This window comes from Corynebacterium sp. CCUG 61414 (assembly GCF_024453945.1).
GTDB lineage: Bacteria > Actinomycetota > Actinomycetes > Mycobacteriales > Mycobacteriaceae > Corynebacterium > Corynebacterium pseudogenitalium.
Map to the genome: position 1 here is coordinate 36,320 of NZ_JAGPYU010000011.1, position 23,262 is coordinate 59,581.

Annotated in this window: 20 protein-coding genes; 11 read left to right on the forward strand and 9 right to left on the reverse strand. The window is 63.5% G+C overall.

Going from position 1 to position 23,262, the window contains the following annotated elements; all coding sequences use genetic code 11:
- Positions 1–122 precede the first annotated feature (122 nt).
- From KBX14_RS08320 to KBX14_RS08345, 6 genes are read left to right on the forward strand one after another with little or no spacing between them, the layout of a single operon-like run.
- The gene (locus KBX14_RS08320; protein ID WP_256042312.1) at positions 123–3,152 is read left to right on the forward strand and encodes a Na+/H+ antiporter subunit A; all 3,030 of its coding nucleotides are present in this window, start codon (positions 123–125) and stop codon (positions 3,150–3,152) included.
- Positions 3,152–3,646, forward strand: coding sequence for a Na(+)/H(+) antiporter subunit C (locus KBX14_RS08325; protein ID WP_070361859.1), 495 nt, complete (start codon positions 3,152–3,154; stop codon positions 3,644–3,646). Before KBX14_RS08320 ends, KBX14_RS08325 begins: the two co-directional genes overlap by 1 nt.
- A complete protein-coding gene (locus KBX14_RS08330) occupies positions 3,636–5,420 on the forward strand; it encodes a Na+/H+ antiporter subunit D (protein ID WP_256042298.1) in 1,785 nt (594 codons plus the stop codon). The genes KBX14_RS08325 and KBX14_RS08330 overlap by 11 nt, the downstream gene beginning before the upstream one ends.
- Entirely contained in the window at positions 5,417–5,938 is a 522-nt protein-coding gene (locus KBX14_RS08335; protein WP_070361857.1) for a Na+/H+ antiporter subunit E, read from the forward strand. The genes KBX14_RS08330 and KBX14_RS08335 overlap by 4 nt, the downstream gene beginning before the upstream one ends.
- 3 nt (positions 5,939–5,941) lie before the next feature.
- Positions 5,942–6,217 carry a monovalent cation/H+ antiporter complex subunit F gene (locus KBX14_RS08340; protein WP_070361856.1) on the forward strand — a complete coding sequence of 92 codons (276 nt, stop codon included), beginning with the start codon at positions 5,942–5,944 and terminating at the stop codon, positions 6,215–6,217.
- Between the two features lie 13 nt (positions 6,218–6,230).
- A complete protein-coding gene (locus tag KBX14_RS08345) occupies positions 6,231–6,653 on the forward strand; it encodes a monovalent cation/H(+) antiporter subunit G (protein ID WP_256008461.1) in 423 nt (140 codons plus the stop codon).
- Positions 6,654–7,298: 645 nt separating this feature from the next.
- On the opposite strand, the gene KBX14_RS08350 is transcribed toward KBX14_RS08345, so the two are convergent.
- From KBX14_RS08350 to KBX14_RS08365, 4 genes are all read right to left on the reverse strand, one after another.
- The gene (locus KBX14_RS08350; protein ID WP_070361854.1) at positions 7,299–7,751 is read right to left on the reverse strand and encodes a Panacea domain-containing protein; all 453 of its coding nucleotides are present in this window, start codon (positions 7,749–7,751) and stop codon (positions 7,299–7,301) included.
- 253 nt (positions 7,752–8,004) lie between these two features.
- A complete protein-coding gene (locus KBX14_RS08355) occupies positions 8,005–9,138 on the reverse strand; it encodes a glutamate--cysteine ligase (protein ID WP_070361853.1) in 1,134 nt (377 codons plus the stop codon).
- A gap of 42 nt (positions 9,139–9,180) precedes the next feature.
- On the reverse strand, positions 9,181–9,918 hold the full coding sequence (locus KBX14_RS08360) for a LytR C-terminal domain-containing protein (protein ID WP_256008459.1): 738 nt from the start codon (positions 9,916–9,918) through the stop codon (positions 9,181–9,183).
- Positions 9,919–10,197: 279 nt separating this feature from the next.
- The gene (locus tag KBX14_RS08365; RefSeq protein WP_070361851.1) at positions 10,198–10,413 is read right to left on the reverse strand and encodes a DUF3263 domain-containing protein; all 216 of its coding nucleotides are present in this window, start codon (positions 10,411–10,413) and stop codon (positions 10,198–10,200) included.
- Positions 10,414–10,429: 16 nt separating this feature from the next.
- On the opposite strand from KBX14_RS08365, the gene KBX14_RS08370 reads away from it, so the two are divergent.
- From KBX14_RS08370 to cls, 4 genes are read left to right on the forward strand one after another with little or no spacing between them, the layout of a single operon-like run.
- Positions 10,430–11,002, forward strand: coding sequence for a peptide deformylase (locus tag KBX14_RS08370; RefSeq protein WP_256008458.1), 573 nt, complete (start codon positions 10,430–10,432; stop codon positions 11,000–11,002).
- A gap of 36 nt (positions 11,003–11,038) precedes the next feature.
- Positions 11,039–11,530, forward strand: coding sequence for a hypothetical protein (locus KBX14_RS08375; protein WP_256042299.1), 492 nt, complete (start codon positions 11,039–11,041; stop codon positions 11,528–11,530).
- A 9-nt stretch (positions 11,531–11,539) separates the two neighbouring features.
- Positions 11,540–12,331: an exodeoxyribonuclease III gene (locus tag KBX14_RS08380; RefSeq protein WP_256005564.1), complete on the forward strand. Its 792-nt coding sequence runs from the start codon at positions 11,540–11,542 to the stop codon at positions 12,329–12,331.
- 5 nt (positions 12,332–12,336) lie between these two features.
- Positions 12,337–13,818: a cardiolipin synthase gene (cls, locus tag KBX14_RS08385; protein WP_370687092.1), complete on the forward strand. Its 1,482-nt coding sequence runs from the start codon at positions 12,337–12,339 to the stop codon at positions 13,816–13,818.
- Positions 13,819–14,018: 200 nt separating this feature from the next.
- On the opposite strand, the gene KBX14_RS08390 is transcribed toward cls, so the two are convergent.
- On the reverse strand, positions 14,019–16,478 hold the full coding sequence (locus KBX14_RS08390) for a hypothetical protein (protein ID WP_256042301.1): 2,460 nt from the start codon (positions 16,476–16,478) through the stop codon (positions 14,019–14,021).
- Positions 16,479–16,482: 4 nt separating this feature from the next.
- The gene (locus KBX14_RS11335; protein WP_256042302.1) at positions 16,483–19,872 is read right to left on the reverse strand and encodes a Rib/alpha-like domain-containing protein; all 3,390 of its coding nucleotides are present in this window, start codon (positions 19,870–19,872) and stop codon (positions 16,483–16,485) included.
- Between the two features lie 298 nt (positions 19,873–20,170).
- On the opposite strand from KBX14_RS11335, the gene KBX14_RS08400 reads away from it, so the two are divergent.
- Positions 20,171–20,977 (forward strand): endonuclease domain-containing protein, encoded by an 807-nt coding sequence (locus KBX14_RS08400; RefSeq protein ID WP_256042303.1) that lies wholly within the window; start codon positions 20,171–20,173, stop codon positions 20,975–20,977.
- A gap of 101 nt (positions 20,978–21,078) precedes the next feature.
- Here KBX14_RS08400 and KBX14_RS08405 read toward each other — a convergent pair whose 3' ends face one another.
- The 3 genes from KBX14_RS08405 to KBX14_RS08415 are packed head-to-tail and all read right to left on the reverse strand — an operon-like array spanning position 21,079 to position 23,226.
- Positions 21,079–21,807 carry an ABC transporter permease gene (locus KBX14_RS08405; protein ID WP_070361845.1) on the reverse strand — a complete coding sequence of 243 codons (729 nt, stop codon included), beginning with the start codon at positions 21,805–21,807 and terminating at the stop codon, positions 21,079–21,081.
- A gap of 2 nt (positions 21,808–21,809) precedes the next feature.
- The gene (locus KBX14_RS08410) at positions 21,810–22,754 is read right to left on the reverse strand and encodes an ABC transporter ATP-binding protein (protein WP_256005572.1); all 945 of its coding nucleotides are present in this window, start codon (positions 22,752–22,754) and stop codon (positions 21,810–21,812) included.
- The gene (locus tag KBX14_RS08415; RefSeq protein WP_256005573.1) at positions 22,747–23,226 is read right to left on the reverse strand and encodes an NUDIX domain-containing protein; all 480 of its coding nucleotides are present in this window, start codon (positions 23,224–23,226) and stop codon (positions 22,747–22,749) included. The genes KBX14_RS08410 and KBX14_RS08415 overlap by 8 nt, the downstream gene beginning before the upstream one ends.
- Between the last annotated feature and the right edge of the window lie 36 nt (positions 23,227–23,262).

Below are 23,262 nucleotides of genomic sequence, written 5' to 3' on the forward strand. Positions count from 1 at the left end.
TGGTCGCGCCACTGATCATGACGCGCCTTGTTTCTAGTTTCGACGGTGCATGGTGGGCAGCTGCGTTGCTGTGGCGCGCCGAAGCTGAAGAACTGAAGAAGCTGAACAAGGAGGCCCGGGTTGTGTTGACGCTACTTGTCGCGCTGTTCGTCGCGACGTCGGCGGCGCCGTTGTTGATCCGTACGATCGGTAGATCGGCGTTTGCGCTGGTGGCGTTGGTGCCGCTGGGCGGGTTCGCGTGGATGGTGTACCTGTTCGCAAAGGGTGTCTTTGTGGATGGCGGGGAGATCGTTTCGCGGATTCCGTGGATGCCGTCGGCGGAGTTGAACCTGGATTTCAGGTTGGACGCCCTGGCGGGCTTGTTCAGTTTGATTATTTTGGGCGTCGGCTCCTTGGTGTTGCTGTACTGCTGGGGGTATTTCGATTCGAATCCGCGCAGGTTGGCCAAGTTTGGCGGGGAGCTGACCATGTTCGCCTCCGTGATGTACGGGTTGGTGATTTCGGACAGTTTCTTGCTGATGTACGTGTTTTGGGAGTTGACGTCGATACTCTCGTACATGCTGGTCAGCTACTACGGTGAACGGGCGTCGTCGCGCAGGGCGGCGATTCAGGCGCTGATGATTACGACGTTCGGCGGGCTGGCGATGCTCGTCGGTATTAATTTGCTGGGCTACAAGACGGGGATTTGGCGCCTCAGCGAGGTGTCGCAGTTTGCGAATATTGAGAATACGCCTGCGATTTCGACGGCGATTGTGCTGATTATGTTGGGGGCGATGACGAAGTCGGCGCAGGCCCCGTGGCATATTTGGTTGCCGGGGGCGATGGCGGCGCCGACGCCGGTGTCGGCGTATTTGCACTCGGCAGCGATGGTGAAGGCCGGCATTTACCTGGTGGCGCGCCTGGCGCCGGATATGGCGGTGGTAAGCACGTGGCACCTGGTGGTGCTGTCGACGGGCGTGTTCACCATGATTCTGGGTGGTTGGTTGGCGCTGAAGCAGCGTGACCTGAAGCTGATCCTGGCGTACGGCACGGTGTCTCAGCTGGGCTTTATCACGACGGTGATCGGCATTGGGTCGCGTGAGGCGACGATGGCTGGCCTGGCAATTACGTTCGGGCACTCGATGTTCAAGGCGACGCTGTTCATGATCGTGGGCGCGATTGACCACTCGACGGGCACCCGCGACATCCACGAGCTGTCGGGGTTGGCGAAGCGGGAGCCGTTTGTGGCGTTTTTGGCGGCGGTGTCGGCGGCGTCGATGGCGGGCATTCCGCCGTTCTTCGGCTTTGTGGCGAAGGAGTCCGCGCTGGAGGCGATCCTGCACGAGGAGATGCTGCACGGCATGCCGGGATACATGACGCTGGTGGCGATCGTCGCGGGGTCCATCCTGACGATGGCCTACTCGCTGTACTTCTGGTGGTCCGCCTTTGCGACGAAGCCAGCACACAACAACGGCGAGTCGAAGGCGGTGCGCGAGATGCACCCGATCGGCCCGACCTTGTGGATTTCGCCGGCGGTGCTGACCACGTTGACGGTGGTGTGCGGAATCTTCCCGGTGCTGCTGTCGACGGCGTTCAACGAGTACCTGGATGTGCGCTTCCCCGGCGGCGAGCAGGAGGAGTTGGCGCTGTGGCACGGGATTACGATCCCGCTGGTGCTGACGGCCGTGATTGTGCTGGGTGGCGTCGTCATGTTCTGGCAGCGTGCGTTGCTGAAACCGCTGCAGACGGGCAAGCCTGCGCTCGGCAATGGTGACGCGTTGTGGGACGCGCTGCTCGCGCAGCTGCGGACTGCGTCGCTGCGGTTGACGGCGTCGACGCAGCGCGGTTCCCTGGTGATCAACCTGGGCGTGATTTTCGCGGTGTTGGCCGTGGTGCCGCTGGCGGCGCTGGTGCTGGGCCGCTCGAACGATATTCGGATGATGTTGTGGGATTCGCCGTGGCAGGGCCTGGTGGTGTTCATCATGGTCTGCATGGCTGTCTTTGCGACGGTCCAACGCAACCGCCTATCCGCCGTGGTGATGGTGGGGCTGACCGGCTACGGCATGGCGACGATCTTTGCCCTGCACGGCGCGCCGGATCTGGCGCTGACGCAGGCGCTCGTGGAGACGATCGTGATGGTGGTGTTCATGCTGATCCTTCGCAAGATGCCGACGGAGGTCGAGCCCCGCAGCGACGACAACCGGGCCCGTGCCTGGCTGTCGATCCTGACTGGCGTGTCGGTTGTGGTGATCGCCATGTTTGCGATGAGCGCGCGCACCGCCGACCCGATCTCGGTGTTCATGCCGGAGCTGGCGCACGACATCGGCCACGGCCGCAACACGGTGAACGTGCTGCTCGTGGACCTGCGCGCCGCCGATACATTCGGCGAGATCACTGTGCTGGTGATCGCGGCGACGGGCGTGGCCAGCCTGATCTTCGGCACCGGCAAGTTTGGGCGCTCCTCGAGGCGCCCGACGCTGTCCACCACCAAGCCGCGCTGGCTGGCCAGCGGCGTGGATTCGGAGACGGCGCAGAACCGTTCGCTGATGGTGGACGTGGCAACACGGATCCTGTTCCCGTCGATGATTCTGCTGTCCCTGTACTTCTTCTTCGGCGGCCACAACGCGCCCGGCGGCGGCTTCGCCGGCGGCCTGGTGGCGGCGCTGGCGTTCACGCTGCGCTACCTCGCGGGCGGGCGCCAGGAAATCGAGGAGGCCCTGCCTGTGGACCCGGCGAAGCTGCTGGGCACCGGCATGCTGTTCTCCTTCGCCGCGGCGGTGACCCCGATGTTCTTCGGCAACCCGCCGCTCACGTCCGGCTACACCACGGTCACGCTGCCGCTTATCGGCTCGTTTGACGTCACCTCGGCGCTCGTGTTCGACGCCGGTGTGTACCTCATCGTGGTCGGCCTGACCCTGCACATCCTGACCTCCATGGGCGGCTACCTCGACCAAGAGGAAGACAACCGCAAGCAGTACGCTCGCCAGCGCGCTCGTGAGCTGCAGGAGAAGAATAAACGACGCCGCGAAGCGCAGGCAACGAAGCGGTTGGCGCGAAAGAGGCGTCGAGAAGCGGTCACTGGTGACGGTGACGCGACGGCAGGGCGGGGCCGGGCGTCGACAATTGGGGCGCCGGTGCACACCACCGCGCGTGGCCGCGAAAGGAGCGAGTAATGGAAGCGAACCTGTTCCTGCTCATCGGGTCGGGTGTGCTCGTGGCCACCGGCGTGTACCTGATGCTCGATAGGGCACTGACCCGCATGATCATGGGCGTGCTGCTGCTCGGCAACGGCGCGAACCTGCTGCTGCTGCAATCCGGCGGGCAGGCCGGCTCCCCGCCGATCATTGGGCGCATGTCTACCTTGTTCGGCGAGCGCACCGCCGACCCGCTCGCGCAGGCGATGATCCTCACCGCGATTGTCATTTCGATGGCGATGGTCGCGTTCATGCTGGCCCTGGCCTACCGCCAGTACCGCTACCGCACCGACGACATCATCGAGCGCGACGAGGAAGACCGCGCGATCGCCGCCCGTCCGAAGACCCCGGCGGCGGCCCCCGACCACGACGCCTCCGACGACCCAGAGACCGGACGCATGAGCTCCGAGGGCGACGCCTTCGGCCCACGCTCCTTTGAAGACCCCGTCAAGGAGGCCGACGATGACGAATAACCTGTTCGAGTTCGCCCACTGGGCGCTGCCCGCCATGCCGATCCTCACCGTCATGCCGCTGCTGCTGCCAGCGCTGGCAGCGGCGCTGATCCTGGTCACCGGGCGCGCCGTCACCCTGCAGCGCACCATCGCGCTGACGACTCTGTTCGCGCTGGCCGTCATCTCGGGTGCGATGATCATCATCGCAGACGTCCACGGCATCCAGACCGTCCAGATGGGCGGCTGGGAAGCACCCATCGGCATCACGTTGGTGGCGGACCGCCTGTCCACCATCATGGTGTTCGTCTCCTCCATCGTGCTGTTCGCCGTCATGTGGTACGGCATCTCCCAAGGGCTTCGCGACGGCGACGAGGACGACCCAGTCGCCGTCTTCCTCCCCGTCTACATGCTGCTGTGCATGGGCGTGAACCTGTCCTTCCTCGCCGGCGACCTGTTCAACCTGTACGTCGGCTTCGAGGTCTTCCTCGTGGCCTCGTACGTGCTGCTCACTCTCGGCGCCTCGCCGGGGCGTGTGCGCGCCGGCATCGGCTACGTGATGGTCTCCATGGCGTCCTCGATGGTGTTCCTGTTCGCGCTCGCGCTGATCTACTCCTCCACCGGCACGGTGAGCATGGCGCAGGTCGGCCAGCGCATGGCCGAGGTCCCGGACGGCACGCGCGCCGCGATCTTCGCCACGCTGCTCGTCGCATTCGGCATCAAAGCCGCCGTCTTCCCGCTCGACGCCTGGCTCCCCGACTCCTACCCCACCGCCGCCTCACTGGTCACCGCGGTGTTCGCCGGGTTGCTCACCAAGGTGGGCGTCTACGCCATCATTCGCGTCCGCACCACCATATTTATCGACGGCTCCCTCGACACCCTCCTGATGTGGGTCGCACTACTGACCATGGTCATCGGAGTGATGGGAGCACTCGCGCAGAACGACATCAAGCGTCTCCTCTCCTTCACTCTGGTCAGCCACATCGGCTACATGATCTTCGGCATCGCACTCGGCACCGTCGCCGGCCTGTCGGGCGCGATCTTCTACGCCGTCCACCACATCCTGGTGCAGACCTCGCTCTTCCTGGTCGTCGGCCTGATCGAGCGCCAGGCCGGGTCCGCGCAGCTGCGCCGCCTCGGCTCCCTGCTCTACACCGCGCCGCTCATCGCTCTGCTCTACTTCATCCCGGCGCTCAACCTGGGCGGCATCCCGCCGTTCTCCGGGTTCCTCGGCAAGATCATGCTCATCCAGGCCGGCGCCGCCGAGGGCTCCTGGCTCGCCTGGGTGCTCATCGCAGGGGCCGTCGTCACCTCCTTATTGACGCTCTACGCCATGATCCTCGTCTGGTCCAAGGGCTTCCTCCGCGACCGCGCCGACGCCCCCGAATCCGTCGCCATGGCGCGACCCTCATCGCTTACCGAGCGCCACGACACCATCGCCGTCGACGACCGCGCCGACGTCGGCCGCATCCCCGTCGGCATGCTGCTGTCCACCGCGCTCCTCGTAGCGACCTCCGTGTCCATCACGTTCCTCGTCGGCCCGATCTCCGCCATCACCGACCGCGCCGCCGAATCCTCCAGCGACCAACGCATCTACCAACACGCCGTCCTCTCCGGCGACCCCACCAACCCAACCCGGGACCTCGACGCCTTCCGCCAACCCACCGACTCCGGCGGCGGCAAAGACGCGCTCGCCCGCAAATCAGCGCGCTCCGCTGACGGAGAGGACGTCGTCACGACAGAACGAGTCCCCCTCCCCGCCAGCGCAACCGCCGAACCGACAGGAGCACACCGATGAACCACCTCCTCACCGGCATCCGAAACCGCTTCCGCGGCGCCTTCGTCCTCTGGCTCGCATTCATGTGGGTCCTCATGCAAGGCGACCTCACCTGGGGCAACGTCGCCGCCGGGCTGGCGCTCGGCGTCCTGATCGTGCTCGTGCTGCCGCTGCCGAACATCCCCCGTAGCGGCAACAAAATCCACTGGGGCAAACTGCTGCTGTTCGTACTGCAGTGGTTCGCCGACCTCATCGTCGCCTCCGCCAAGGTCTCCTGGCTCGCGCTGCGGCCCGCCGCCCCGCCCAAAAATGCCATCCTCCGCGTGCCCATGCGCGTCTCCGACGACCTGGTCCTCTACCTCGCCACCTGCGCCTACAACCTGCAACCCGGCGGCAGTGTCACCGACATCGACATCGCCAACCGCGAATGGACCATCCACGTCCTCCACGCCGACAACCAAACCGACATCGACCGCGAAATCGCCAACGTAGCCAAACTCGAGCGCCAAATGATCGACATCTTCGAAAGCAGGCGATAGCCCATGAACCCCCAGGTATACAACGCATTCCTCATCGTCGCCGGCATCTTCCTCGCCATCGGCTTCCTCGTGCTGGCCTGGCGAGTCATCGTCGGCCCCGACTCCATGGACCGCGTCCTCGGCAACGACGCCATCACCGCATCACTGCAATGCGTCCTCGCCCTCTACATCTGCTGGACGCTCGACACCACCGTCGTCAACGTCATGATGGTGATCGCGCTCCTCGGCTTCATCGCCTCCCTGTCCGTCGCCCGCTTCCGCAAACGCGACAACTCCTAGGAAGGACCCACCAATGACACTCGCATTCTTCCTCGACGCCGCCTCCCTCGTCTTCATCCTCCCCGGCGCATTCATGGTGTTCTCCGCCGCCATCGGCACCGCGCGCTTCCAGTCCACTATGGCGCGCATCCACGCCATCACGAAGCCCCAAACCACGGGGCTGGTCCTCATGATCATCGGCACGATTATTCGACTCTCGAATGGGCAGGCCGGAGGGGCCACCGGCACCGGCGAGGCTGTCGGCACCCACGAACTTCACGACATCGGTGTCATCCTCATCCTGCTCATCTTCGCCCTGATGACCAACCCCGTCACCGCGCAGCGCCTCGGCCGCGTCGCCCGCCGCGAAGGCCTCTACGGCAACCCCGACTCCCTCAGCCGCAACGACCGCCCCGCCGCCTACCACCCCAAGCGCGTCGACCCCACCAAGAAGTAGGTTTTTGGCGCTCCCGCGCGAGTCGCGCGCACCACATTCCTGGATTCCGCGAACGCCCCAAGGTGTTTCCCCTGGTCGCGCGCACCCCTCGTGGGAATGTGGTGCTCAAGGTCCAGACCCACTAGGTACTTTGCTTCTCCACAGGGCAAACGGCATGGTGAGGGTCGTACCACAATACTCGGAATAGGTCACCGGATCGGAAGCCCCATAATCGGGGCTCGCCAGATAGACGGAATCGAAACACACGCTCCTCCGCAGAGGGCAGCGCTTGAATGCGCTTTTGGGCGTTGATACTCAGGGTCGAAACGTGTTGGTCATGGTTCCGGGGTCGTTTCTTCCGGCCGGACATGACGGTCTCAGCAAGGCACTCTTTCCATGTCTTTCGTGAAATGCTCTCCAAAAATGTCAAGAGCTCTTTCGTCTCTTTGGCCTCCAGCGACCATCGGCACAAGCTCTCACCAGGAGGGATGTCCAATTCAGCGACAGTCCACCGAACAGGCATTTCCCGCCAGGCACTTTGTGTCGCCTCACTGGGCACGCTTTTATCGCTTGCCACCGGCGACAAGTGTGGAACACGCTTACCCCCGAAGTTGTTTTGCTGACGCGCAAGCTTCTTCCTACTACGCTTTCCCCCACCCACGCGAACTACACCGCAGACGCCGACTGCATCGAACTGTAGAAATCCTGCATGACTTCCTGACTCACCTCATGTGTGGAAGGCGCCCCCACTGCAACGCCTTCACGGGCTTCCCGCCAGGGCCGCTCGCCATGCGCGAGGTCGCTCAACTGTTGGCCAGTGAGATGCCCGTATGCGTCGAGCACAGTGTCGATCGTCTCCCGCTCATCGTTTGTGAGCCGGTGAGCATCGCCGGGAAACATTTCGGGAGTTGCGGTGAAGTGCCCACGGTGTTGGTTGTATAGTTCACGGCACACTGGGCCGTTCGCCCAGGCCTCGAAACGGGAGTTAAACAGCGGCTTCTCGTCCCAGACCAAGCTCCAAGCCTGTGCGTAGTAAACGAGTTTTTGCAGCTTCATGGTACTCAGGCTTTCCCCCTGACGCTCCAAAATGTATCTCGCCACATCATTCACGTTTGCCATGCTGTTCCCCTCTCAACACTTATCGACGCCAACCCTACCCCATCAAGCATCAACCAGCCCCTACGCGCACCACATTCCCTCACGAGCTTCCAACCACCTGGGCTTATTCCAGCCCGCTCTGCAGAAATCCAGGATTTTGGTGTCACCCCAGCTGGCACGCACACCACATTCCTGGATTCCGCGAAGACCCCAACGCATTCCCCCAGGTCGCGCAACCTCCCCGCGGGAATGTGGTGCACTAGGCCCAAACAAGCTACTCCCAGGTCATCTCCTGCATCTCGGCGCAGGTGGCGGCGACGACGTCGTGCCAGGAGCCCGTCATCTCGTAGATGCGGCGTTGCCGCTGGTAGCCGGCGCCGCGTTGCATGATCTCCAGCACCAGGTTCAGCTCGCGCGTGCACCCAAGCTGCGCAGCCACAGGCTGCAGGGTGTCCACCAACGTAACGAGTTCGTCGCGGAGCCAGCGTTCGTCGGTGTCGCGGCTGGTGATCACCAGCGCGTCGAGGCCGTAGCGGGCCCCGCGCCACTTGTTTTCGGCGACGTGCCAGGGCTGGAGCGTGGGGAGGGCTTCGCCGGCGTCGAGAAGTTGGTCGTAGTAGACGACCAAGCAGTGAGTCAGTGCGACGACCGCGGCGAGTTCGCGCAGGTTGGATGTGGCGTCGCTGATGCGGACTTCGATGGTGCCCCACTTGGCCGCGGGGCGGACGTCGAAGTGCATGGAGCCGGTGTGGTTGATCACGCCGGAGGTGCGCTGGTCGTCCATGAATTGGACCCATTCGGCCCAGCTTTGGAACTGGTACGGCATCCCGGCGGTGGGAAGCTGCTGGTAGAGCATGGTGCGGTTGGAGGCGTACCCGGTGTCCAGCCCGTCCCAGCCGGGGCTGGATGCGGAGATGGCGAGCAGGTGCGGGTAGTGCGTCATCACCGCGTTGATGATTGGCCAGACGCGGTCTTCGTGACTGATGCCGACGTGGCAGTGAATACCCCACAGCAGCATTTGCTGACCCCAGTACTGAGTACGGTTGATCATTTCCTTGTAGGAAATTTTGGGGCTGAGGGCTTGCTCGCGGAAGTCGGAAAATGGGTGGCCGCCGCTGGCCCACAGGTCGAGGTCGCGGGCGTCAGCTTCGGCGCGCACGACGGCCAAGCTCTCCGCCAGCTTATCGACGGCCTCTTTCGTATTCTTACATACCGGCGTCACCAGCTCGACCGTGTTTTGGAGGAACTCCCGCTCGAGGTGCACGTTGGGGTTCGTGGCGGAGATGGCGTCGATAATTTCGGGGGCGCGGGGTACCAGGTCCCGCGTCTCCTTATCAACGACACAGATCTCCCACTCCACTCCCAGTGTCGGCTCGGGGGAACGGGCGAACTCGCGGTATGGATCCATAGCAAGCCAGTCTAAACGCTGCGCTGGGCCCGCGCGGGGGTTTTATTCTCCCGCAAGGACGACAGTGATCGCCTCCGGCTTCTCGACGGCCTCTCGCGGCAAACTCGTATTCGCCGGCACATCCGTCGTCGCCCGAGGCGTACCCCCGATCCGCTGCGCGAGCTCCGCGGCAACCGCGTCAGCGCCAGGGGTGTTCGGGTTGAAGAACACGAAGGTCTGCGGGAACGCGCCGTAGGTCTGCTCCGGCATGTTCATCGCGGCGGCGTCGTTGGAGCGGTTCGCCACGTTGTACTGGGCGGCGAGGTCACCGGCGGTCCGGTTGGCCAGATCCGGGATGCCGGAGTTGTTGTAGACGTACACCTGCGCCTGCTCGCGAGCCAGACCTGCGGGGGCTGGCGCCGGCTGTTCCTGCTCGGCTGGCTTTTCGGCCGGGGCTGGCTGCTGCTCGGTGGGCTGGGTTCCTTCCGGCTTGGCCTGTTCGGATGGGCTCGCCGGCGCCGAGATCGCGGTTGTTGCCTGGGTAGCTTGGGTTGCTTGGGCGGTCGTGGCTTCGGTGGTGCCCGGCGCGGCCGCGTCCTGGTTTCCGTCGCCCTTGTTCATGGCGTAAATGCCCCACAGCAACAGAAGGGCTGCGACGGCCAGCAGGATCATCGCGACGCCCCGCTTCGGGAACGCCGCCGCCGGCGCCGCTTCGTAGTTTTGGTCGTAGTCGTCCTCTTCGGGCTCTTCGGCGCGGCGGTGGGCGCCCTGGTACTCGTTCTCAGGATTCACATTAGTCACATGCGCCACTCTAAACGTTTTTGCAGACGTTTACATCTTCCCACGCGCACCACGTGCTTGGTTTCGCCAACCGCCAGTACATTCCGGTCGAGGTGTTCAAGGAGTGCGATGCTGGTCGTCGGAAATCGGCCGGGCTGGGTGAAAATGCGCGACCTGCATCGCACGCTTCTAAGCGCACGCTACGAGCAGTTTGGGGCGAGGAGCGGCCAGGTGTGCACCAAGTTCCTGTAGGGACAGACGACGCGAGCTGGGGAAACGCGAAATGGATCCCTGAACCGATCACCGGTCGCGGAGGCGCTGCAGGCGGCGCACGAGTTGGGGGAATTCGGAGAGGGCGGAGGGGTCGTCGAGAAGGAGGTTGAGTTTTTGGTAGTAGCGAACCGGTGTAAGCCCGAGCTGCGTGGTGATGGCTTCCTCTTTGGCGCCGATGGCGCGCGGGGCGTGGGCCTCGAAGGTGAGGATGGCGCGGTCCGAATCTGAAAGCTGCTCAGGCATGCCTATTATGGTAGCCATGACCATTCGACCGATCGTTATTTATGGCGACCCTGTCCTGCACAACCCGACGAAGCCGGTGGAGCAACCAGTCGAGGAGCTGCAGGAACTCATTGCGGACATGCACGAAACGATGGACGCCGCCAACGGCGTGGGCCTGGCCGCGAACCAGATTGGTGTGCCGCTGCGCCTGTTCGTGTACCACTGCCCTGACGGCGACACGATGCGCCGCGGCACCGTGATCAACCCGGTGCTGGAGACAAGCGAGATCCCGAAGACCATGCCGCGCGACGACGGCGAGGACGACGAAGGCTGCCTGTCCGTCCCGGGCGAGGGCTTCCCCACCGGCCGTGCGGACTGGGCCAAGGTCACGGGCCTGGACGAGAACGGCAACGAGATTGAAATTGAGGGCACTGGGTTCTTCGCGCGGTGTCTGCAGCATGAGGTCGGCCACCTGGATGGCTTCGTGTACACGGACGTGCTGACCGGCCGCTACAAGCGGGAGGCGAAGCGCGCGATTAAGGCGAACGGGTGGACGGAGCCGGGCAACACGTGGCTGCCGGGCACTGACGAAGACCCGTTCGGGCACTAATTGTTCCGCCAAGAAGCGCCCGCTGTCGGGGGCAGGGTGACGGTTCGCTACCGCACGGAGTCCGGGGTCAATGAGGCGATCGGGGAGGTCGTGGGGTTGGACCCGCTGCGGGTGCGCCGCCGCGATGGGCGCGAGGTGACGATCACGGAACCGGTGGCGGTGCGTTCGCTGGCGCCGAAGACGGTTCGGAATTCGGAGATTCGTCGAAAAGAGGTGGAGCTCGCGGAGGCGAACCCGGCACCAGTGCAGGAGTGGGTCGAGGGGTGGCTGGCCCGCGCGGGCGCCGCGAACCCGCAGGATAATACGGCAGTGCCGTTGGGCCCGTCGGCGGCACTCGCACCGCTGCCACTCACCGAGCTCAAAGATTTTTACGACGCCCACTCCCTCCCAGTGCGCCTGTTGGTGCCGGAGCGCATCGGCAAGGCGGCGGAGAAGCACGCGGCGCGACACCCGGAGCTGTGGGAGGTCGGCCCGGAGGAGATCGTGGGCGATGACCATCATCGGCGGCGTGTCCTGCGTCTGCGCTAGGATATTGGCATGCGCATCGCCACTTGGAACGTGAACTCTGTACGTACGCGGGCGGAGAGGATCGCCGCTTTCCTCGACCGCAACGACGTCGACGTGTTGGCCATGCAGGAAACGAAGACGAAGGACGCCACGTTCCCCTACTCAACGTTCGAGGCGGCGGGCTACGAGGTCGCACACGTGGGCTACGACCAGTGGAATGGTGTGGCCATCGCGTCGCGGGTGGGGCTGGAGAACGTGCGGACGCACTTTGAGCGCCAGCCGTCGTTCGCGAAGAAGGGAGATCCGGTTGTGGAGGCCCGGGCGGTTGGGGCGAGCTGTGGGGGCGTCGATATCTGGAGCTTGTACGTGCCGAACGGGCGCGAGATCGGCGACCCACACTACGAATACAAACTCGAGTTCCTCTACTCTCTGCGCGAGACCGTGGACCCGCAAACGTTGCAGCTGTTCACGGGCGATTTCAACATTGCGCCGCGCGACGAGGACGTGTGGGACATCGCCTGGTTTGAGGGCAAGACGCACGTCACGGAGCCGGAGCGCGCCGCGTTCCAGATGCTGCTGGAGTCCGGCTTGGAGGAGATCCGCCACGCGGACCCGTACTCGTTCTGGGATTACAAGTCCATGCGCTTCCCCAAGAACGAAGGCATGCTCATCGACTTCCACTTAGCGACGCCCCCTCTCGCCCGCCGCCTGCAACAGGCTTGGGTGGACGTGGCGGAGCGCGACGGCAAGGGCGCATCGGATCACGCGCCCGTCATCGCTGATTACGACACCGCCGACCTCGCACTCGACCAGGTGCGGTAGCCATGTTGTCTCTGTTCAGTGGCCTCTCCCTGTGGCAGCTCATCGCCATGGGCATCGACTACGCCATCAAGTTCGTCATGATTGGCGTGGTGCCGTCGAACCGCAAGCCGTCGAGCGCGAACGCTTGGCTGCTGCTCATTCTGCTGCTCCCGTTCGTGGGCCTGCCGCTGTACCTGCTGATGGGGTCCAAGTACGTCTCGCAGCGGCGCCACCGCATCCAGAAGGAAGCGAACGCCGTCCTCAACGACGTCTACTCCGACATCCCGGACATTCCCGCCGGTCAGCAGGCGAACCCGGAAGTGACCTCGATGATCACGCTGAACCGCACCCTGACCGGCTTCCCCGCCGTGCACGGTAGCGCGGTCGCCATGTGGGCGGATTACGAGAAGACGATGGTGCGGATTGCGGAGCTCGTCGATAAGGCGGAAGAGTACGTCGACATCGAGATTTACGCGGTGGCCTGGGACAACACCACCGCCATTGTGTTTGAGGCGTTGGAGCGTGCCGTGGCCCGCGGCGTCCACGTCCGCCTCCTCTTCGACCACATCGGCTCCATGAAATACCCCGGCTTCCGCGCGCTCAAACGGCGCCTGACGAAGGCCGGCATCCACTGGCACCTCATGTTGCCGCTGAGCCTGCTCAAGGGCCGCTTCCGCCGCCCGGATCTGCGCAACCACCGCAAACTCATCCTTATCGACGGCCACACCGCCATGATGGGCTCCATGAACCTCATCGACCGCACCTACCTCACCCGCCAACACCGCGCCGCCGGACGCCAATGGGTCGACGCCTTCGTGGAACTCCAAGGGCCCATCGTCACCTTCATCGAGGCGCTGTTCGCCGTGGACTGGTACTCCGAATCCGGCGAACCCATCGAGCTCACCGCCCCCTTGGACCTCGGCGCCCCCGCGGATGCCAACCTGGTCCAGCTCATCCCCTCGGGACCCGGCTACCAGGCCGAACCGAACTTGCGGATGTTTAACACCCTCATCCACCACGCCAAAGAACACCTGGTGCTGTGCTCCCCCTACTTCGTCCCCGAGGACTCACTGCTGGAGGCCATCACCACCGCCTGCTACCGCGGCGTGCGCGTGGACCTGCTCGTCGGGCAGAAGGCGGACCAGTTCATGGTGCAACACGCCCAGTCCTCCTACTACCAACAGCTCCTCGAGGTCGGCGTGCACATCTGGGAGTTCCCCGCCCCCTACGTCCTGCACACCAAGTTCCTGCTCGTCGACCCCACCTCGAAGGAGCCCGGCGCCGCCGTCGGCGTGCTCGGCTCCTCCAACATGGACATTCGCAGTTTCTCACTCAACTACGAAAGCTCACTCTTAATTAGCGACGGCCCCCTCCTCCGCAACCTCAACCACCTCGCCGACACGTACTTGTCCGTGACGCGGGAGCTCACGCTGGAGCGCTGGAACACGCGGCCGTGGTACCGCCGCTACATCGACAACGTGATGAAGCTGACCTCGGCGCTGCAGTAGCCGCACGCTGCCAGTGCCAAAGGACGCAACCACATCCGAAAAACCCGGCAAAAGCCCAGGTCACGGAAAACTGGTTGCGTCCTTTGGCACTGCCCCACAGCCAGGCACACCAAATTCCCTCACAACCGACCAGCGACCTGGGAAAACGCCGGAACCCTAGCCAAAACCAAGGAATTTGGTGCGTCGGGCGAATAAGCGACCTATTTGTTCGCCATCACGGCGGCGGCCGCGCCGCCCAGGCCCAGGATGCCGAGCAGCACGCCGACAACGATCAGGATCGTGTTGCGGGTCTTCTCGTCGACGCCGCCCTTGTCGTCGGTGGCCTTGGCGTCCTGCGTGGTTGGGTCAGCTGGCGCCGCGGTGCTCGGGGCCGCTGAAGGCGACGGCTTTGCCGACGTGGTTGGTGGCGTCGATGGCCGCTTAGGTTGCTTCAGTTCCTTGGTGTCCGCGAGGTTGCGGCGGTTGGTGTCCTGGAAGTCGCCGAGTTTACCTTGGGAGAGCAGTGCGGATGCCCGCTGGCCCAGCACGGAGTCACCGAGCTGGGTGCTGACTTGGCGCAGCTCGTCCTCGGTGTAGTCGAGGAGGCTGATGTCGAAAAGCTCGCTGAAGACGATTTCGCCGGATTCGTTTTCGATCTGGATGTAGACCGGCACGTAGGAGCCGTACAGGCGCTGCGTGTCCGGGATTGGGATCTGGATTTCCTTGCGGGACTGCGGCCCGGCTTCCTTGGCGTCGCCGATGCCCTTGACCTTGATGGTCTGGACTGGGGCGATGCGGGAAAGTTCCTTGCCGTAGAAGGCGCGCACGGTGAACTCATGGTCGTGGTAGCCGCGGTTGCCAATGGTGCCCACAACCTTGTTGTCGGTGCGCACGGTGGCGATGCTGTTCTCGTCGGCCATGTAGAAGTCGGCCTTGCCGTCGTTCTTGAGGGCAGCGGCGGCGTCGAGTTCGCGGGCGTCGCGTTCGATGCCGCGGCGCTTCTCGGCGTCCTTGTCCGACTCGGAGTCGGACTCGGCGGGCTTGACGGAGACGTCACCGATGCCGCCGGCCTTGACGTTGAGGTTCTTCCACTCGGACGGGACTGACCATTCGCCGACGTAGCAGTCGGGGGCGCCGGCGCAGCCTGGATGCGGGGCCTCCTGGTTGCCGCTCTTGTCTTCCTCCTGGTAGTCGAAGGTGACGAACTGGTAGGCGTAGTTCATGGCGGATGGGCGATCGCTGAGCCAGTCTCCGTACTTGGTCCATTCGTAGACGGATTGGCGCTTGCCGTCGACCCACAGCATGCCGTTGTGGTTCAGACCCAGGTTGTGGCCGAGCTCGTGCATGATGGTGTTGCGTACTTTGTCCTCGGCGCCCATGCGGGCGTTCTTGGACACGTAGAAGCTCGTGCCGCCGATCAGTGCGCGTCCGGTGGCGTAGTTGATGGAGCCGTTGGCGGAGGGGGCGTCCATAAGGTCGCCGATGACGCCGGAGCGGAAGATGCCTTCGCGCTCTTTGAGCAGGTCCACCGACGTGGTGATCAGCTCGGAGCCGGACGTTTCGGGCGAGTTGAAGTAGTGGTCCTTGTAGTCAAGGATCGGCCCGCCGCGGTATTCGTCGTCGCGGGCTTCGAAGTTCTTGGAGTAGCCCTTACCTGCGTCGATGTGCAGGTTGTAGCCGTGTGCGGCGAACTTCTTCACCAGCTGGTCCAGGATGAGCCCGGACGGGCGGTAGACGTTCGTGTTCATCTTCGAGCAGGCGTCGTAGCGGGCGAAGCCTTCGGGGTTGACGGCGAAGCGGGCGGCCTCCTGGCAGCCCTCAGTTTCCCATTCGGACTTCATCCAGTTCATCTGGAGGAAGATGTCTTTCTCATACGGGTTGGCGCCCCAGCGGTGCAACGGCATATCGACGCCATTTACATTCGCACCCTGCATTTCCCAGATATCTAGCAGGCCGTCGCCATCCGAGTCCAGCGCCCCCAGCTGCGTTTCGATCTTGACCGTCATCTCGGCCTTCATCGTCGCGCCAGGCTCGACGGTCTGGACCCAGGTGCCGCTGAGGACTTCACCGCGTTCCATGTTTTTGTTGTCAGAGCCCGCGTTCCACTTTGGGAGAGTCAGCGGATCCTGAGCGGTGGCAAGCGCCGTCGCACCCGGGAAGTTCGCGTCGACTCGGTAGGCGGACTTGTCCTCCCCGCGCAGGCTGTCCCCAAACTGCGCGGCGGTCATGGTGCCCTTCATTGGCTTGGCGTGGTTGTACATGCGGATCGCCAGCTCACGGGCGGTTCCGGCGTTGTTGGTGAGCTCGGTGACCACGTTGATCTCGTCGCCTTTGACGGTAAAGGTGCGCTTCATGGTGACTTCGCGCCGCCGGTCGGTGTGCTCCAGCACCGTGACGCCGTCCTCGGGGGAGCTCTCAGTCGTACTCTTCGCGATCGGCGCCACCACGCGCCCATCGGCCCAGCCGATCACACCGACCTGGTTCTCCAACTTGCCCGCAACCGACTTCGGGTTCATGTAGGTCAGGGTTGCCTCGTGGTAGCTCTTCCGGATGTGGAGCTGGGTCTGGATGGCATCATCATCTGAATTGACGGGGGACGCCGTCGCAGGCACGGCCGACACTGCGCCCATGCCGAGCGCGAGCGTCACTGCACCTGCAATCACTGTCTTGTGAAAACGCATCCTTTTACCTCCTCAAGCCCAGGTCACGCATAAGGTGTCTGAGATTCGACTGAACAACTGGGACTTCCTGCAGCGCGAGCAAACCGGCGCCTACCAGGAACCCAAGTGCACCGAGAATTACAGTAATCCACCCCGCTGCCGAACTCCCAGTCTCGGGGGCTGGGTCCGGCTCCGGCGTTGGCGCCGGGGTACTCGGGGTCGGTGTCGGCGTGGACGTGGGTGCCTCTGTCGATGGTGTCGGCGCAGCGGTCTGGCGCGGCTCACGCACGTACGCCGACACCTTCACGGTGCGCTGCGAGCCGTCCTGGTAGGTCACCACAACCGGCACCTCAACCTTCGACTTCGACTTCACCGACGCGTCCGGCAGCACCTGCAACCTGCCCGAATACTTATCGACGTGCACCTGCCACCCCTTGGCGGCGAAGCTGGCGTCGATACCGAAGGTGGTCTCAGGCGGGACGCGCTGTCCCTGCGGCGTGGAAGCCAAGTCGCCGGCGTTGACGTAGATGTCGCTCCAGCGCGGGCGCTCTTCGTCGGCGATGGCCTTCTTGCGCAGCTCGGCGTCGATAGTCTCCTCGGAGCCATCTGGGTACTTCACGCGCACGCGCACGTTGTACTTGGCGCCGCCCGGCGCGTCTTTCGGCAGCACGGCGGTGATGCGGCCCGTCTTCGTATCGACGCTCACATCCAACCCAGCGTTCTCCTCAATCGAGAACGTGGTGTTTTCCGGCACCGGGGTCAGCATCTCGTAGGACGTGCGGGTGCCGCCGGTCAGCGTTTCCGGCGCGTACCTCGGCGTAAATGCCTCCGCGTCCGGTTTGCTGTGCTTCACCCCGACGTGGAATGGCACATCGGTGGAACTGCCGTCCGGGTAGGACACCGTCACCACCGCGTCCAGCGGCCGGGCACCATTTTCCGGCGCACGCACGACCAGGTTGCCGGTGTCACGGTTCACGGACACCTTCCACCCATTGAGGTTCTTGTTGCCCTCAGCATCCTCGAAGAACACGAAGTCGGTGCCCTCCGGCACGTTGCGAACATCCGTCCTATGCAGGACGATCGGCGTCCCCGGCAGCACCTCGCGGCCCGTTTCGTAGGCGTGGTTGTAGCTGCCCGCGATCTGGCGCGGCAGGATGTTGAAGTAGACGGGGACGTGCTGGGTGGAGCCGTCGCTAAAGCTGGCCTTTACCATCACTTGCACGACGTCACCGGCCTTCAGGTCGTCGCCTGTGGCCTTGAACGTGACCATGCCTGGCTGCTCGCCGTCCTCGGCGGTGCCCTCCCGCTCAACGACGCTCGCGTCAGTTTCGCCCTCGATCGAGTAGGAGACCTGTGCCTCTTCCGGGATCGGCTGGTTGAAGAACACCTCGGCGCCCTGCGTCAGGGTCGCCAGCGGCGCGTGGCTGCGGGTCTCTTCGCCCAGGCGGACGAACACGTCCGGGTACTGCAGCTTGTAGTCTTCGGCGTACGGGGTTGGGTCGAGCACGTTGACCTTAATCACGCGCTGCTCGCCGGTGGAGAGCCGTACCCAGTACCTGCGCTCACCCTTCGATCCGCCCTCGGAGCGCGGCGGCTTCAAGAACACCTCGCCGTCCCTACCGATGGAGACCCAATCCGGCACCCCACCGGCTTTCAGCTCATCCTTCGTCGAGGCGATCTCCACGCCGCTCGCGATTTCATCCGGGCTCATCACGTTCGTCTCAAGCGTCGTCCCCGCCTTCACGTTGATCGGCGTCCAATCCTCCGAGAAATCAGACTCGACGTGAAGCGTCGCCAGCTCTTCGTACAGCGGGTCCCACACCTTGAAGGAGAACTTGTGATTCCACTTGTCACTACTGCCGACAACACGCACGTTGCCATCCGGCGTCAGCGACACCTGGTAGCCCTCCGCACCCAGGAACTTGGTATTCGGGTCCAACTTCGCCGACGGCACGAACTCGTACACCTCGCCAGGCTTTACGCTCTTCGAGGTAATCGCGAACTTCGGCTTCTCATGAGGAGTGCTGTCCGGCGAGAAGGGGTTCGTCCCCAAGCTCACTTCGTCCTCGTTGCTCACGCCATCGCCGTCGAAGTCCGCGGCTGGGATGGAGAACACACGCTCGTCCTCGCCAACAAACCCGATCAAGAAATCCTTCGCATCAGACGAGTTATCCGGGTAGTCCACCTCCACGCGCGCATGCGTGATGAAGGTGTTCATGAACCACTTCGAAACCCGCTCAAACTCCGGCTTCGAGTTCCCAAACTCCTGCTCGTAGGCCTCCGCGAACGCCTCCAGGCCTTTCGCCTTCACAACGAAACGGTTGCCGTCGGAGGCGTCGACAAGCGCGTGGTCCAGCGCCGGCGACTTCCTGCCGTTCTGCTCGCCCTTATACCGAATCGAGCGCACCTTCACCTCAGCATTGCCGAACGGCGTCCCGCTTCGGAACTCCTGGCCCGGCTTCAGCCGCACCAGCAGCTCGCCCGGGTACGGGTCGTACTGCTCAGCCATGTATGGCTTCCGCGTCGTCGTAGTCGGCTTCACACTTGTCGACGTCGGCTTCGCCTCAGTACTCGTCTGCTGCGCGCTGCTCGGCTTCGGCTGCGGCTGCGGCTGCGAGGTGCTGCTCGACGGCGACGGCTTTGGCTGCGGCTGCGGTTTTGCGCTCGTCGTAGTTGAAGTAGGCGTCGGCGTTGTCGTCTCCGGAAGCTTCGGCAACGGATTCTTCGCGACACCCCTATCCCTGGCGTCAAACGGGTTCGCGCCTTTCTTGGCCTCCTCGCCATTCGACACACCATCGCCATCAAAATCCCCATCCGGATCGTTGGCGAGGCGGCCGTCGAGACCTAAGAGCCGCAGCGGCAACACCACGTTCTCCTGCACCGAGCCATCCGTGAACCTAATGTCGAAATCCAGTTCGTTGATCTTCGACTGGTCATCCAAAAACTTCTGAGGATTCCACTTATAAATGGAGTCCTTCCCCGACAGCACTTCTTTGTGATATTCGGTGGCAAGTACCCCAATCTCCGGTGCCCACACACTCACCTGAAAGCGATGCGTCGCATCAATGCCGCTCGTGGGTGTAGGGTGCCACGCCACGTCCGAAAACTTAATTTTCTTGATAAGCCGCTCAACCCTGCCTATCGACGCCAAGTCCCCCGACTCCAGCTCACTACGCCCCAGCTTCCCGGGCCTGACCTCCAGCAGCTTATATTTGATTGGATTCGTCTCGGCCAGCGCCGGGCCCTGCACCTGCGCATTTGCCTGCGCCTGCAGCTCTGTTGGCCCTGCAACCTGCACCAACGGCGTCACTATCAACGCCGCCGCCGCAACAACCACGCCCCTCCGCAACCGGGTCCGCACACGCGAACCCGCCCGGCGAGCCTCACCTGCTGCCCGGCCGCGATTTTTCGCCACAACGAATCCTTTCTGCAGCAAAAGCCAATGACACTCCCAGAGTAGTCCCCCTTATTCGTTTTGCCTAAACCTCCGCAACTTTCTAAATGTTTTCTCATGTGGCGGGTGTGGTTTGTGGGTCAAGAAAGTTCCCCACCAAATCTGCCCAGTGCCAAGAGACGCAATTCCCAAAACAGACACCGCCATAACACCTGGTCACAAAAGTGCTAGAGCTTATTGGTTGCGTCCTTTGGCACTGTAAACAGAAATTGTGGAAGAACAAGGAAACCAGGCGCCCATCCAATGCGTCTAAACAAATATGAATTACAGACAAACACCGCAACCGGAGGCACTACAGATGATCCTCGACTACGCACAACAGTGGCCGACCCACATCGCCAGCGGCTACTCTGCTCTCACCCTTTACAGGTTGCCCTACCTTACAGACACAGCCCCCGTCACATTCATCGGCCCGACCAGTAAGACCCGCTCCCCTACCCCAACAACGCCCGGACTCAAACGCCGCGGAGCCGACGGTATCGCACTCACAACAGTGCACCACTTCGGACACACGATCTACGCAGCGGCCCCCGCGTACGCCACGATTCAGGCGATCCAGATGCTAAAAAGCGGAGAGCACTCTCCTGCCGTCATCACACCCGAGGGGCTCGACCCCCTCCAAGTACGGGCAGTGCAGCTGGTGGATTGCGTTCGCAGGCACCTCAACGTTTCAACATCTTCGCTGCGCCAAGCAGCGGACTGGCGCGTGGAGAAGCGATGGCTCAACAAGGTACTCAAGCTTTCCAGCAAGCTCGCCGACTCGCCGCGCGAAACCGAGCTGCGCCTGCTGCTCCACGCCGTAACAAAGCAACGCCGACTGAAGCTGAGTGAGCAAGTCCCTGTATATAGGGGCCGCCGCCTCGTAACGACGTTCGACTTCGCCATCGAACCGCTTAAAATCGGGATCATGTATGACGGCCAGCACCATTGGGAGTATGACCAGCGCCAGAAGGATGCCCGGATCAACTTGGATCTGGCGTTGGAGGGCTGGACCGTGGTCAGGTTCGCCGCCGCCACGTTTAGTGAGGTGGTCCCACGAATGGAAGAATTACTTGACCGAATGTGAACAGTGCCAAAAGACGCAACCTTATAGATATAGCCCTTTTATAACCAGCGGTTTTAATGGGGCACTCTTAGGAGATTGCGTCTTCTGGCACTGCTATCGAACTACGCGTCCCGCGCCTCAGTCAACAGCACGCCGATCACCCACAACGCCACGGCCCACACGGCGAAGATGCCGAGGGAGGCGCCGAGCTCCCAGTGTTGGGTGGGTTGGTTCATCATGAAGGCGATGAGGTTGTTGAAGGGGAGGAACTTGGCAACGTCTTGGCCGTATTTAGGGATGAACCCGACGATGGTCTCCAGGAGGAGCATCATGGACAGGCCGATGACGATGGCGGCGGACGTGTTGCGGACGATCCAGCCGACGCCCTGGGTGAACAGGGTGAGCAGCGCCATGCCGAGGGGTACTGCCCACAGGGCGCGCTGGGTGGCGCTATTTGTGGTCCAGCCTGCGGGGACGGCGGTGGTGAGGTCGGCGAGGATGAACGCCACGACCACGGCTAGCAGCGTCGCAACCACAACGCCGACGACGCCCACTACGACTTTGGCCAGGGCGACTCGCCAGCGCTGCGGTGTGAGGCGGAAGTTGGTGGCGGGGATGCCGAATCGGTATTCGGTGGTGACGGTCATGGCGGCTTGCACGATGACGACGATCCCGATGGTCATGGAGACGGTCGAGACGACGGTCAGGGGTGTGTAGGGCATGCCGGAGGTGTTGGCCAGCCAGCCGAAGAGTGCGCCGTAGATGCCGGCGACGATGATCATGGCGGCGCTGGTCCACCAGAAGGAGCGGGTGCTGCGGAGTTTGGTCCACTCGGAAAGTATGAGGTTCATGGTTACTTGCCCTCCTGGACTGTGCGGGATGCGAACTGTTCGGTGCCTTCGGTGGATTGGATGTAGGCGTCCTCGAGGGAGGCGTGGTGTTCGCTGAGTTCGGTGAGGATGACGCCGGCTTCGAAGGCGATGCGCCCGATGGTTTCGGGGGTGGCGTCGTTAATGGTGAGGTTGGGTCGGCCGTCGGCGTCGGTGCCTGGGCTGATGCTGGCGCCCGGCGCGCCTGCCTCCACGGCCACCTGCAAACGAGAAAGCCCAACATCAGCGGCACGCACCACAACGCGGGAGCCGGAGTGGGCCTTGATGAAGTCGTGGACGGAGGTGTCGGCGACGAGTTTGCCCTTGCCAATCACGATGAGGTGGTCGGCGGTCTGTGCCATCTCGGCGAGGAGGTGGGAGGACACCAGGATGGTGCGGCCTTCCTGGGCGAGCGCGCGCAGCAGGGAGCGGACCCAGCGGATGCCTTCGGGGTCGAGGCCGTTGACGGGTTCGTCGAGGATGAGGTATTCGGGGTCGCCGAGCAGGGCCGCGGCGATGCCGAGGCGCTGCCCCATGCCGAGGGAGAACCCGCCGACCTTCTTGCCCGCCACGTCGGTCAGCCCGACGAGGGAGAGGACTTCGTCGACGCGGGAGGCGGGGATGCCGGATGCTTGCGCCTGCCACAGGAGCGTCGCGCGGGCGGAGCGGTTGGGGTGTACACCTTTGGCGTCGAGGAGCGCGCCGACTTTTTGGGCGGGGCGCTTGAGGTTGCGGTAGCTGGTGCCGTCGATAAGACAGCTGCCTGACGTGGGCTTATCCAGGCCGACGATCATACGCATGGTGGTGGATTTGCCTGCGCCGTTGGGGCCGAGGAACCCGGTAACGATGCCGGGTTTGACGCGGAAGCTCACGTCGTCGACGGCGCGGACGGGGCCGTAGACCTTTGACAGGTTTTGGACTTCAATCATGCGAAACAGTATGCCTGAGAATGTCTGGCAGCGCGGCACGCAGCCCCGGGTGTAGGGCGAGTTCTTCGAGTTTTTTCAGGGGAACCCAACGCAGCTCAACGCTTTCTTCGTTGGCGGTGGTCTCGAGTGGCTCGCCGGAGCGCACGCGCGCGAGCACGGTGGTGTAGGTCCAGCCACTGGGTGCGGGGCCGGAGGTGACGAGCTCCTTATCGACGTCCACTTCGCCCCCATCGATGCCGCATTCTTCTGCTGTTTCCCTGAGCGCTGCTTGGGAGGCCGTTTCGTGTGAGTCGCGGGCGCCGCCGGGGATGCCCCACGTGTCGCCTTGGGCGGTCCAAGGGGCGCGGTGTTGCATGAGCACGACGGGCTCGCCGCCGTGCGTGGCCTGCAGGAAGAGCCCCGCGGCGCCGTGTTTGCCCCACATTTTCTGTCCGTTGGGTCCTTCGACCCATCCGTTGCCGTCTCCTTGCATGTGTTCCACTGTAGGTCGTTTCCTAGAAATAGGTCG